Annotated in this window: 14 protein-coding genes; 2 read left to right on the forward strand and 12 right to left on the reverse strand. The window is 38.9% G+C overall.

Features of this window, described 5'->3' with window-relative positions:
* Positions 1-285: 285 nt before the first annotated feature.
* The 5 genes from FTU92_RS02400 to FTU92_RS02420 form a co-directional block, all read right to left on the reverse strand.
* The gene (locus tag FTU92_RS02400; RefSeq protein ID WP_180061127.1) at positions 286-537 is read right to left on the reverse strand and encodes a hypothetical protein; all 252 of its coding nucleotides are present in this window, start codon (positions 535-537) and stop codon (positions 286-288) included.
* Positions 538-780: 243 nt separating this feature from the next.
* Positions 781-1,293, reverse strand: a complete 513-nt coding sequence (locus FTU92_RS02405; RefSeq protein WP_180095492.1) for a hypothetical protein — start codon at positions 1,291-1,293, stop codon at positions 781-783.
* A 60-nt stretch (positions 1,294-1,353) separates the two neighbouring features.
* Positions 1,354-1,506, reverse strand: a complete 153-nt coding sequence (locus FTU92_RS02410) for a hypothetical protein (protein WP_180061125.1) — start codon at positions 1,504-1,506, stop codon at positions 1,354-1,356.
* 156 nt (positions 1,507-1,662) lie between these two features.
* Positions 1,663-2,202, reverse strand: coding sequence for an ImmA/IrrE family metallo-endopeptidase (locus tag FTU92_RS02415; protein ID WP_180061124.1), 540 nt, complete (start codon positions 2,200-2,202; stop codon positions 1,663-1,665).
* A gap of 3 nt (positions 2,203-2,205) precedes the next feature.
* Positions 2,206-2,556 carry a helix-turn-helix domain-containing protein gene (locus FTU92_RS02420; protein WP_180061123.1) on the reverse strand — a complete coding sequence of 117 codons (351 nt, stop codon included), beginning with the start codon at positions 2,554-2,556 and terminating at the stop codon, positions 2,206-2,208.
* A gap of 611 nt (positions 2,557-3,167) precedes the next feature.
* Between FTU92_RS02420 and FTU92_RS02425 the strand changes: the two genes are divergently transcribed.
* Positions 3,168-3,563 (forward strand): hypothetical protein, encoded by a 396-nt coding sequence (locus FTU92_RS02425; RefSeq protein WP_180061122.1) that lies wholly within the window; start codon positions 3,168-3,170, stop codon positions 3,561-3,563.
* Positions 3,564-3,604: 41 nt separating this feature from the next.
* On the opposite strand, the gene FTU92_RS02430 is transcribed toward FTU92_RS02425, so the two are convergent.
* On the reverse strand, positions 3,605-3,970 hold the full coding sequence (locus FTU92_RS02430; RefSeq protein ID WP_131261438.1) for a hypothetical protein: 366 nt from the start codon (positions 3,968-3,970) through the stop codon (positions 3,605-3,607).
* A gap of 153 nt (positions 3,971-4,123) precedes the next feature.
* Here FTU92_RS02430 and FTU92_RS02435 point away from each other — a divergent pair, with 153 nt between their 5' ends.
* The gene (locus FTU92_RS02435) at positions 4,124-4,708 is read left to right on the forward strand and encodes a hypothetical protein (protein WP_131261439.1); all 585 of its coding nucleotides are present in this window, start codon (positions 4,124-4,126) and stop codon (positions 4,706-4,708) included.
* A 33-nt stretch (positions 4,709-4,741) separates the two neighbouring features.
* On the opposite strand, the gene FTU92_RS02440 is transcribed toward FTU92_RS02435, so the two are convergent.
* The 6 genes from FTU92_RS02440 to FTU92_RS02465 are packed head-to-tail and all read right to left on the reverse strand — an operon-like array spanning position 4,742 to position 11,758.
* Positions 4,742-5,326, reverse strand: a complete 585-nt coding sequence (locus tag FTU92_RS02440; protein WP_180095494.1) for an N-acetylmuramidase family protein — start codon at positions 5,324-5,326, stop codon at positions 4,742-4,744.
* Positions 5,295-5,603 carry a phage holin family protein gene (locus tag FTU92_RS02445; RefSeq protein WP_180095496.1) on the reverse strand — a complete coding sequence of 103 codons (309 nt, stop codon included), beginning with the start codon at positions 5,601-5,603 and terminating at the stop codon, positions 5,295-5,297. Before FTU92_RS02445 ends, FTU92_RS02440 begins: the two co-directional genes overlap by 32 nt.
* Positions 5,604-5,647: 44 nt before the next feature.
* Positions 5,648-6,448, reverse strand: coding sequence for a leucine-rich repeat domain-containing protein (locus FTU92_RS02450; RefSeq protein WP_180095498.1), 801 nt, complete (start codon positions 6,446-6,448; stop codon positions 5,648-5,650).
* A 3-nt stretch (positions 6,449-6,451) separates the two neighbouring features.
* Entirely contained in the window at positions 6,452-9,613 is a 3,162-nt protein-coding gene (locus FTU92_RS02455; RefSeq protein ID WP_180095500.1) for a phage tail protein, read from the reverse strand.
* Positions 9,614-9,629: 16 nt separating this feature from the next.
* Positions 9,630-10,547, reverse strand: a complete 918-nt coding sequence (locus FTU92_RS02460; protein ID WP_180095502.1) for a phage BR0599 family protein — start codon at positions 10,545-10,547, stop codon at positions 9,630-9,632.
* Entirely contained in the window at positions 10,547-11,758 is a 1,212-nt protein-coding gene (locus tag FTU92_RS02465) for a hypothetical protein (protein ID WP_180095504.1), read from the reverse strand. Before FTU92_RS02465 ends, FTU92_RS02460 begins: the two co-directional genes overlap by 1 nt.
* Between the last annotated feature and the right edge of the window lie 18 nt (positions 11,759-11,776).

Here is an 11,776-nt window from a genome sequence, read left to right on the forward strand (position 1 = left end):
AATGCGATTTAAAAAATAATTTTGACTAAATATCAAAAGACTGTTTCTTAAATTTTAGCATAATTACAGTTTTTTCAACGATACAATCCATTCCATTAAATGCTTTTTTAATTAATGCCTGCAAAATTCCTGCAAAACTTTTGCAAAACTATTATGGAAAATATAGAACGCATTGACCATTATGACAAAATAAAATTATGAAAATTTGGTACTAAAATGGGTGATTTTTCATAAAAAAAATGAAAAAGGCGCCATTAATTAGGCACTTTCTTCGTTCTGATGTGCTTAAAATTGCGATACTACATCAATAAAAACAAACTCTCTTGAATATTTCGTTGGCATGCCTACAAATGTGAACTCTACATTCCCCTTCTTATCATTTCTTTGTGTCTCAGCATGATGAGAAGAAATATGAGTCACATCAAAGAATCGAACATGGTTATTCAAGCCAATAATTTCCTCTTCTTCATTCGATATAAGAACTTCTAATTCAGGATCATATGTTTCTAATTTCTTTATTAAATCTTTAACTTTCATTTTTGCCTCATTAAAAGTATTTGCAAAATGGGACTTGTGAGAACAGAAGATTCGCGCAAAAGTTTTTTGTCGTAAAATAAATTACTGAGAAAAATATTGCACCAGCAATCATTAGGAGTGCACCAGAAAACTTCCAATTTACAACATCTTGGTTACCGCATTGTCCGCAGTAGTAATAATAGCCTTTGATACGACCACCACATTCAGGGCATTTTTTATGATTGATTATAAAATGGTTCATATTTATCCTCCAATCATACTTTTATGCAGTTGAATAGCTGCATTACCTGATGCGAACAAAACAATTAAAGTCGGTATCAGTAAAAAAATGAGTGCTAAAACAAACTCTACTAACAGAATTTTTCTCTTCTGGGCAACCAATTTTAATGTTCTTAAAAAATGCTTACTCCATACTTTAAGATTATATGGGTTATCACAAACTCTATATTCAGATAAATTCTCAACCTGTCTGTCCATATGATCAGTAATCTGTTGAATGAAATTCATAATATTTGCTATAACAATATAGAAAAAAATAAATGCCATAGCTAAAGTAACAGACCACAGAATATAATTATTCAATGTGTTACTGCGTACTACAAATAATATCCAAACGCTACCAACTAAAACTTGGGGGGTCAGATTACGCATATACTCTAAAACAGCTTTATTGCCATCAGGTGTAAACAGAAAAAGATTGCTTTTAATTCTCTTTTTTCCTGCTTTGTACTTTTCATCATCATTACTATATTTCATTAAAACTCCATTGCTAATATTAGAAAGCACACAAGCACGAATGCTTGTGCACCAGATCATTTATGCTGCGCATCGAACTAAGAAAGCCCATGCGTGATAACCGTACTTATGGGCATCTAAAACTCGACCAGAGTTGCCTCGTACACGACGATAGCGACAGAACACCCATTTCATGCCTTTCGGCGGTTCTTGAGTACCTAACTTCTTAAGCACATAGCTCACCTCCTCTCCCAAGGAGATTTGAAAAGCTAACTTAAATGATCTACAATGAAGTTCCTTACGCTTTACAGTAGTCATCTGAGTTAGCCGAATAGCCCTTGGGTGTACTATCCGAAACTGATATGAAAGATTACTTACATATCAGTTTTTTCATTTTAAAGAATTAAATTTATTTTTAGCTGCCAAGTAACCAACTTGAAACTGAGCTTGAATCTGTTCAATTGATAATCCAATACATTGTTCTGTGGGCATTAAAAGCTCAGCTGCAAACGTATCAGCTTGCCATTCTGAATCTTCAAAATGCTTATGAGTCGGCAATGAGCCTCGAGCAAAAGTCACTCCCTCATGAAGGAACAAATGTCCCAATTCATGTGCGGCAGTAAAACGTGATCGATTGTGCCTTGGATTAGTTGAATCACATAAAGCGTCATAGACATCTTCACGCAGAATAATTAATGCTGCATCTGGGTTTGTCCACCCTTCAACATCAGGCATCTCGTGAATTTCTCTTACTTCAAATGTCACCTTATATTGATGCAACGTATGTTCAAGAACTTTCACCAAATCAATGGCATCAGTAGGTGCTAAATTGAAAAATTTATCCCGTACTGTACGAGCTTTATCCTTGATGCTTTGTGCACTCAAGGGCTGAACTTTATACCCTCGAGGCACTGAACAACCAGATGTCATATATTAATTCTCCTCTAAAATTTTTCTCAGTTCAGCTAGATCGACCGATTGTGCCTGAATACGTCGTGCAAACATTAAGGCAAGTTCTGCTTCTTCAGCATCATGCGTTTTGATTGTTACGTTTTCAACACTTTGGCTTGCAGCATGAGTTAACAGCTTTTCTTCATCTTTAGTAAGTCCTAGAGCATTTGTAATTTTTGTAATTAATTCAGCACTTATTGGCTTTTTACCTGTTTCAACAGCTGATAAGAAAGCTGAACTAACACCAATAGAAGTCGCAAGTTCATTCAGGTTGCTATCATAATCAATCCGAAGCTTCCTAATTGCTTTTCCAAATTCTGTTAGTTTAGACATTTTCATAACCCTATCACTAAACCCATCCTTTATTGGATGAGCAATACCATTACGGTATTTTTAATATATTATCTAATTTTTAAAATAAATCAACCTAAAGGTTAATTATTTTTATGATTAATGATTTTGTGTCATTCGCGACTAAATCATAAATTTGTCAACCAACTTTTCGGACTAAAACAGAGATTTGTCAACTATGGTGACATTTGGGCATTAGTACTGAAAAATAAAAGCCCGCATCAGCGGGCATTTTTTATTCTTTATTTTGTTTTGCTTCGATCTGCTCCTCACCTATCTCAAAACCTATTTCTACAGCACCGTTTAGCCCAAATATAGACAACAATAATTTAAACATCATTTTCCCCAAGTTAATTCTTATCTATTTGGGTAGATTTGAGTTATGTTTCATGCGGTTCATTCGATCAATATCTGCAGGTTTGTAGCCATGATCCAAGAGATACTTGGTCTTATCATCGGGATAGTCTCTCAGAATATTGACTCTCCGACAAACCCGGTACGGTTCATTCCTTCTAGAATTACTATAGATTTCCAATAATTCAAGCCACAAGGTGTATACTCTCACGCGATCATTAATCACATAAATAGACATTATGAAATTCATTATCTTGGCTTTATTTTTCTTTTCTACTTGGGCATCGGCAAAAGAAATTAATTCAATTCCAAATGAGTATATTGGACTCTGGGGTGATAGCGTCCGCACATGCAAAACTAAAGAGCCTAACGGGGACTTTATGCTCCTTGTAAATGTTACTCCAAAGCTTATTGAGGGGAGTTATGCGGAATCAAGCTTTACATTTAAACCTATTTTTATAGAAGATGACTGGATGCACAACAAAGCTCTACCAACTGCAGGATGGTATGCGCCATATTACGATGAAGATGGTGATCAGCAACAAAAACCAGTATTGATGAATGTAACGCTTTTCAAAGAGCGCAATGGATTGTACATATTGCCATTAGCTAGCACAAAACTTGTAAAATGTTAAAAAGAAGCCCGCAATCAGCGGGCTTTTTTAATAGAAAGAAATTAATAAATAATACCATCCCACCAACCACGCACATCTCTGTTGGTAGTATATGAGGCAGTGTTACCTGGTTTCAGTGTGTAGTTGCAGGTGTAAACTGTTGCATACTGACGGCCAGTTCTTGCATGTGTCAGATAATTGGTTTGTACCGCTCTTCCAGTAGAACAACCAGATAAGCTCAAGGCTTCTGATAATGTCGTATAGGAGGTTGATAGTCTTTGTGTTGGTCCATCACATTGATATTTACCTGAATTGGTCTCCCAACAAACCGCAAGTGCTGTATTAGGAGAGTCATCAGCTATTACTTGCGTGGATCCAAAAATTGAAAAACACATAGTTATAGCTGCAAATAATTTTAAAGTCTTCATCTTTAATTCCCCTTAAAAAATTAACTCTGAAATGCTGCTTAAAATTTCATATATAGCATGACTATTTAAATAGGGATACTCCCAATATTAGGATGTCTTTTGGATGACGCTTCGATTAATTTAGTAAAAGTGTTGCTATAAAGGGACTTAAAAATGAAAAAAAATATTCTGGGGATAATAGCGCTTTCAGTTATATCCATGTGTACATTTGCGGCTACAGATGGGGTGTACGCTATTCAAAATGGCTACTACTCTATCAATGTTAAATTCGCAGAAAATAGTCTCACAATTGTTGAGCCTAATAAAACATCCACTTATCTAAAAGATACGAGTGGAAATTATATTTTCACAAATCCAACCAACAACATTACTTATGGTATGCGTGTTGTGGATGACAAAACCATAGAGGCATACAAGCCAGGTGTTCCAAACTCAACAACGGTTCTCACATTACAATCTGCATCAGCCAAAGCCTCAAGTGAGGATAAAGGTAATCAGATGAAAGCTCTTGCTGATAAATATTTTAAACTTGCGGAATCAGACAGTAACAATGTTCACACGTGGGCAAATTGTGCCTCTGTAGCTTTGGCTTATTCGAGCCTGTCTTTGGAAAAAGCAAAAGAAATGGAGTTACAAGCAGCGACTTTAATTAAGTTAAGTCAATCGCCTGTAGCAAACTCATCTCCTTGCTCTGAAGTAATATCTAATAAAACTTGGATATCCGCTCCAAGCTATTAATAAAATAAACAAAGTAAAGTTAAGCAAAAGCCCTCACTTGAGGGCTTTCTTATACGCATTACCAAGCTTCACATCATAAGCATTTCTAACATACGCAGGGCCATTATAGCCACGTGCGAATGTTCGCCAATCCTTATTTTTGAGTGCATTAATCAGCTTGTTTGTCACAATGTAGCGGCACATTGCTTCAAGCTGTGATGCTTCGTCACGATACATTGCATTAATGAAGTTTTGCAGAGTCGGATAGCCCAAAGCTTTCCAGTGATAACCCATGACTTGACCAATGCCCCATGATGCTGACTCTAAAGCCGAATCACGATGATATTGAGCAGCCGCATTCAAACGTCCGTGCTGTGCAGAATATAAGCCATAATTGCCCATTGTTTTATTGCACAGGTCAGGACGTTCTCGCACGGCCTTGTCTGCTATTGCTGCTTTACCATTTGCAATTAGTCTTTGCCGAAATACATGGCGTTCAAATAGAATCACTGGCGTACCGTCAGCATTAAAACCTGAGCCTTTACACTCAACTTCAATCACAGCTTTCAATGCAGCGACTTCGATGTTGAGTTTTTGGGCTTGTTCATTAATTTGTTGAGTCGTGATCTTTTTTGACATTTATTTCCACCTTATCAATCTTATCACTCACAAAATGCGTGCCTTTGTAACCGATCGCACTTGATACCCCAACCGCCACAATTTCAGGGATACCGAGCCAAGTCATCAGTGACCAAGCACCGATTGCAAACAATCCACACATCAGTGCTTCAAGCCAATCTGCTTTGCCGTGTTTTTTTGCTGTGCGAAAAATTGCCATTAAAAAAGCCATCACAAATGATGCGACGGCTGTATAAAATGGTTCTAGTGCGGACCACATCTGCTTTAAGTCGTCCATTAATTCCCCCTATATTTTTGGCAATAAAAAAGCACCCGAAGGTGCTAAATGGCTTGAATTCTTGCTGCAAAAGCAGACCAGTTTGGCGCGGCTTGATATGCTGCTACTGATGCGGCGGGGACTTTAAAGATACAACCTGCATTTAAGCCTGAAAATGATGTAGCTAATATGGATGGTGGTGTGACTGCTAAAACAGTAATAACTTCAGCTGAAGTTAAGCCATTAAAAGCATATGCTGCAATATTTGTGACAGTTGCGGGTATTGTAAATGCTTTTAATATTTGAAAGCCATCGAATGCCCGTGCAGCAATACTTGTAAGTGAGTTCGGAATTATGAGTTCAGTGCAAGAGTTCCAGCCCAGAAATGCATAAGACCCAACACTTGTCACACCCTCAGGGATTCTCGCACTTGTGCAAGCTGTCATCTGGGCAAAGGCATATTGACCAATTGTTGCCAAGTTTGCTGGGAGGTTTAGCTCAACAACGCCCGCCCATGATCTGAACGCATAATCAGATACTGATGTAACGCCATCGCCAATAGTTAATGATGTAGCCTTGCGCCACAGAATGTTCATATGTCCCGCCGCATCAAAAGCATGCTGATTAATTGTCCCGGTGATTTGACCGATTCTTACGCCGCCAATATTATTTGGAAAATTTATTAAATTTCCAGTAAATTGAATTACCCCACCACCAGTTACATCAGAGGGCGCATACAATTCAATTGACTTTGTTGCGCTATCTTTTTCAGCAGTTACGGTAATCTTCTGTCCGCTTGTGTAATTTGCTGAAAACGGGATATTAAAATCACCGTTTGCATCTGCAACACCTGTATAAATCGCCATAACTTACTCCTGAATTTCGATTGTAATAGTTGCGCCTGCCTCAGCTTTTCCTGAAATTGCAGAACCATCAAACTTCATATTTGCGCTAAGTGACTCGTCCACATTTACAGAAATATTGGCGACTGGCACAGTATTTCCTGTGACGCTTGAGCCGTCAGTTGCTGCTGTTAAAACCAAGCTTACTGATTCAGCAAAAAAGCTATGTTCAAAGGATTGATAAGAATCATACCCATCACGCACAGACCATAATTTCAATGTATGTGGCTTATTTGGAATTAACACGCTGGACAGAATGGTTGCTGTATTGCCAGTTATTGCGCTTCCGCTATCTAAAACAACATTTTCAGAAATTAATTCATAAGAATATGTTGTGTTTAATTCCGCATCATCCAAAGCATTATAGAAATCAACAACCTGACTGGCTAAGCGATTTCGACCAAGCCAAGTTAATACAATATCGTTTGTCGTGATAATGGTTTCAGGGTAATAAACACCATTAAACTTCACGTTTGCAGGCGGATAAGGTCTAAATAATCTTGAACGCATACTAACAAAAGAGCTGCCTACTTGAGCTAATTTTGAGCTTGGCGTAACTGTTAATGATGACGCTCTAACATTATCCCCTGCTGAATATTCAGTTAATGAGAATAAACCATCATCTGCATTTGATACAAAGAACCATCCATTAACATCCCATTGAGTCGGGATTGTATCTAATGCACCGCGTTTAACAGTTAAGATATTTGTTTCAGAATCGAACGATTCAACAATCATGAATTCATACAAACCAACAATATTAACAAGCCCACTACCCGCAACAATTAAATCACCACTGCCAAATAATCCCTCAATGTTTATATTTTTAACAACAATTTGCGTTGCTGTTCTCGATACAACTTGATCAAACTGACCGCCTGTTACAAACTCGGCATTACCATCAACTACCCATCCATTTTCAGGATTATCTGCATTTATGCTTGTGATCTCTGTATATAGCGCATTCCACTGCGGTCTGCGATATGTTGAGAATGTAAAACCAACGTCTTGGTTGTATGCAAGTTCCTCATCTACTTTTCGCTGTCCAATATTTTGTACTGCAATGTAGTAAGGCGCTTCAAATGTTTCACCAATTGCAGGCTTTGCTGGCTCGGCTTTTTCCTCAGTAGAATCATCAACCACAATGCTTGTGTTCATTTCTCCTGAATACGGCACAACTTCTTCAAAATCAATCATTACTTCATTATTTAAGCCGTTACCTAAATCAATTTTCATGATTCGAGCTAAAATAGTGCCTTGCCACTTTTTAGACCAATTGATTTTAACCAAATCATAGCGATTCCATTTTCGAGCCTCACGCCAGCCTGTTGTAAATGTGCCTTTCCACGCAGGTGTTGAGTATTGTTTCAACTTCCAATTCGCCACAATTTCAGCATTCCGCATATTCATAAAATATGGAAATTCAATAGACTCTGCATTCGCTTTGCCCATTGTTAAAATAGAGCCGTTTTCATAAATTGAAAAAGTTGAGTTTTTAATGCGCTCTCTATCGTAATATGTGACATTGAGTTGATTCACAATGTCGTCGCTATTCATGACCTCAAGCGATAAGTCTTTGATCTTGTTTTCAACAATAGAGTGAATTTCATTTTCAGCAAACCAGTCATCACGGAATAAAACCATTTCATAAAGACCAGTTTGGCGGTTTACACGAATGCCTGCTTCGATGTGATAACAAAGCTCCTCAACAGCATCAATGCAAGCTTTTTCATCAATCGCCCATGAAACACCCAATCCTTCATCCCAAATTCTATCTGCTGCTTTGATAAAGTTTGCATCATTCACATCAGATTCTGGTTTTCCCATTGCTGTATCATCAGTTAGTATTTCACGGATTTTATGGATCGGATTTATGTCTGGGCTCTCCATATCTACAGTCGCGTAATGTGAGGTTGGCTTGTACAGTGATATTGTGCCCCCCACTCCAAATATCGCCTCACCTGATGGGCCGAGATTGTATCCCAACCCCTCTGCAATAGCGCCAATTTCACCAGGTCTCTCAACAACAAATACGCCTTCAATCTCATACAGTGTTGATAAGCTATTTTCGCTAGTTTTTCTGCTCTTAAATGATGATATTTTTGCGTTACCAATATATTCAATAGATATACTTTCATTGTAGGATGTAAAAGTTAACTTAAACGGCATAAGCCCGAGCGCACCAGACTCGATATTGATTACTATCAAACATGTTGAAGGTAGATATTGAGTGGCAGACTCAATTTGTGAAACAAATGTGTTTGGAGCTACACCTGTCAAAAAAAGATTCTCTGGATCGCTGATCTCATCAAATCTCCAATTAAAAGCCGATTCATTTGCAATTTCTTGTTTATTTTTTGTTAATCCACGATATGTCCCCTGGCCTGATTTAGATACAGAGCCTGGATAATTAATATTTATATAGCTGCCAATCTCACAAACAACCGCCCCGTCCCCGCGAACTTCATACCACTGACCATCGCCATCATTTTTTACACGAGTGCGCTTCACCCAAAGCGACATTTCTTTCATGTAGTTTGAATTGCCGAAATAGAATGGTTGATCAATCGTATTGCCACGAAATACCAAATAAGACTGATACGGATATGCAGAAACCAAGTCGAAATGCTGTTTGTACGCTAAATTTTGCTGTGGCTGTGGATAACCAAACTCAATATCAATATTCCCAACTACACCGCCTGCATCTTGCCCAAACAGACTTGGATTATTTACTGGCAGCATATTTACAGGGTGTTTTGTCGGGTCATGCACAATCCAACCTCGATTATCGAAATTAATCGCAATAAACTTCTCAATGCGATTCCCAATAAATGCTGAAAAGCTTGTGTAATAGCGGTATCCAGTGACTTGTGATGACTTACCGATCCCTAAAAAACCACCTGATTTTTGTTTAATTGCATCGCTTTTTTTATTCCACAAATCCGTGATATTTGGATGGATGTGTGGGCTGCCCGCGATGTCGCAAAAAGACACACCTTCATCTGCAATTGTGCCGTCAATTTGATTCGGTTTTGGGCGGTTTTTCTTCTGCATTTTGCGCATTTGAACATAGCTGTATATGCTCATAGCGATTGCAATCACCGCTGCAACAATAGCTCCAATTAGCATCTCTATATCCCTTAAATCATTTGATTATTTGTGTGGTTGTGGGATTCTCAGTCGGCATATTCGGATGCCCGCCATAGCGCAAATGATTATCAAATTTCTCGTGACAAGTTTTGTGCGACTGATCACAACCAGGTGCGAGTCGCACCACGTCACCGACTTTCAAGCCGATATGCTGACGATAGAGTCGAGAGCTATTGCTCCCACTATTAATGATGAATGTATAGACACCATCTTTTTGCAGCACACCTCGATTGAGCCACCCCGCAGGATAGGTTTTGATTTCCATGATCGGTTCACCATCTTCAAAGATTGGATTCTCATCTTCATCAAGAACAGGCTCACCAAATTCATCTAGCACAGGCACTTGCTCAAAAACAGGGTCACCGTTTTCATCAATAACTTGAGTCGGGTTTACTGTGTAAGCGACATTCAATCCGTCTATTGCAGTTACAGTCACCTCAAACGACCACTCGTTAAAATCCAATCCACAAAACTTGTCGTAAATGTTATTCATGCACGTACGCTGATATTTTCGAGTCAAAATCTTGCGGCGCATAAAGCTTTCAGCAGTTGAGCAGACTAGCGTCATGATGTTGTCACGATCGCTAAATTTAGGCTGCGTCACTCGCCCTTTGAACAACACAAGCGACTCACCCGCATCTAGCTCAATCAATGTGAAATACACCGATTCAAGATAAATCTTGTTTAAAAAAACTTGAGTAAAGCTTTGTTCTTGCTCGTTGTTTAATAAGTCAGGATGTGGAAAGGTTAGCTCGACTTCGCACTTATCAATGTCTGCATCTTCAATGTTGCCGCGACTCAACCCGCGTACTGGATAATAAGTCACATCGTTATGCGTCACTGCTTTACGTGCGCTAGTGAAGCGCCATTGTTTGGTACCATGTGCAAATTGATAAAGTTCTACACGTGCCATTAGTGCTCAATCTCCACGATTGGTACGGTGACTTGTGACTTGCCACCGCCTAAAAATTGGAATTCAATATGGTCAGCATCGAAGCGATAAAGACCCAGATAATAGATAGATTCAATGTCTTTTCGCTGGGCATTAATTGCGGGCGATACTGTTATGCTGTTTGCGGTCTTAGCGGTAATTTCATGTGCTGACCAATTGCCGTTTTTGCGCTTCACAGCAATGTGTTTGCGATCTGCTTCAACGATGTAACTTGTGTCTACATTCAACACGTTGTTGATATTTGCAGTATTCAAAACATTTAAATGCTGCTCATAAAGCGGCATCCAAAATTCACGAAAACGCCCTGCTCTGCGATATAGAAAATGCTTATATGCTTGGTATTCAGACCAACTACGCAACAATGATCGAAACGGTTTTGTGTAGCGTGGCTTTGCATGATGTGAATACCACTGAAAACTACCGACATCACCATCAATAATATTTTGATGTTGGGTCAGCATCATTTCCAATGAATCACCATCTAGCAGTAATGGCTTCCAGTAGATGTCCTGATTTTTATATTGCTCTGGCGCTTCAGCTTCAAATTCGGGTAAATCTTCAGCAATCACACGAAAAACCATTGATGTGTTAGACCAAAAGCCGCCTGTGTTAATCGAAGCATCACCTTCAACAATGCAAATACGCATCGGCATAATGACCGCATTGGTTGCTGTGATATTTTCAGCAAGCCTAAAGCCGTCTTGGTATTCAGTGATTAACTCTTGAATCACCTCATCGGTTTCAGGATCGCGTATTTCATCTTGCACAATGATGTAACGACCACGTTCGGTAATCTCTACTGCTCGACCACCTTCGTTGCTCTCAATAAAAGCAAAACCGACTCTAAGGTCGGCTATGGTGTCTGTTGCATCGAGAATGATGTAGTCGTCATCGGTCATATCAGGGATGCTTCTTTTTACTTGTCGAAGCGGAATACCCCACTGCTTACGCAAATTTGCATAGAGCATGTGAAACATATCGCCCATAGCTTTACGCATCTGCACATAGTTAAAGCTTAAAACTTGGCGAGGTGCATCACGAAGTGGATAGCGCAATTCAGTGCCATCAAACGATTCATGCACTTCTGTCATCCACTCTAGGCGCTCAGTAGAATCAAGCAGAGGGCAATTTGCCAATACATGCACCTCACCGTATTTGGTTTGTATTTTCATTTTGTCCTCAAATTTCAG

Origin of the sequence: Acinetobacter sp. YH12205, assembly GCF_013418125.1 — a bacterium.
Taxonomy (GTDB): domain Bacteria; phylum Pseudomonadota; class Gammaproteobacteria; order Pseudomonadales; family Moraxellaceae; genus Acinetobacter; species Acinetobacter towneri.

Excerpts from the sequence above, each read along its gene's own strand:
- FTU92_RS02425 (WP_180061122.1), top strand. The coding sequence starts at position 3,168 with ATGAAATTCATTATCTTGGCTTTATTTTTCTTTTCTACTTGGGCATCG.
- FTU92_RS02445 (WP_180095496.1), bottom strand. The coding sequence starts at position 5,603 with ATGGACGACTTAAAGCAGATGTGGTCCGCACTAGAACCATTTTATACA.
- FTU92_RS02450 (WP_180095498.1), bottom strand. The coding sequence starts at position 6,448 with ATGGCGATTTATACAGGTGTTGCAGATGCAAACGGTGATTTTAATATC.
- FTU92_RS02465 (WP_180095504.1), bottom strand. The coding sequence starts at position 11,758 with ATGAAAATACAAACCAAATACGGTGAGGTGCATGTATTGGCAAATTGC.
- FTU92_RS02405 (WP_180095492.1), bottom strand. The coding sequence starts at position 1,293 with ATGAAATATAGTAATGATGATGAAAAGTACAAAGCAGGAAAAAAGAGA.
- FTU92_RS02440 (WP_180095494.1), bottom strand. The coding sequence starts at position 5,326 with ATGTCAAAAAAGATCACGACTCAACAAATTAATGAACAAGCCCAAAAA.
- FTU92_RS02435 (WP_131261439.1), top strand. The coding sequence starts at position 4,124 with ATGAAAAAAAATATTCTGGGGATAATAGCGCTTTCAGTTATATCCATG.
- FTU92_RS02400 (WP_180061127.1), bottom strand. The coding sequence starts at position 537 with ATGAAAGTTAAAGATTTAATAAAGAAATTAGAAACATATGATCCTGAA.
- FTU92_RS02455 (WP_180095500.1), bottom strand. The coding sequence starts at position 9,613 with ATGCTAATTGGAGCTATTGTTGCAGCGGTGATTGCAATCGCTATGAGC.
- FTU92_RS02415 (WP_180061124.1), bottom strand. The coding sequence starts at position 2,202 with ATGACATCTGGTTGTTCAGTGCCTCGAGGGTATAAAGTTCAGCCCTTG.
- FTU92_RS02420 (WP_180061123.1), bottom strand. The coding sequence starts at position 2,556 with ATGTCTAAACTAACAGAATTTGGAAAAGCAATTAGGAAGCTTCGGATT.
- FTU92_RS02460 (WP_180095502.1), bottom strand. The coding sequence starts at position 10,547 with ATGGCACGTGTAGAACTTTATCAATTTGCACATGGTACCAAACAATGG.
- FTU92_RS02430 (WP_131261438.1), bottom strand. The coding sequence starts at position 3,970 with ATGAAGACTTTAAAATTATTTGCAGCTATAACTATGTGTTTTTCAATT.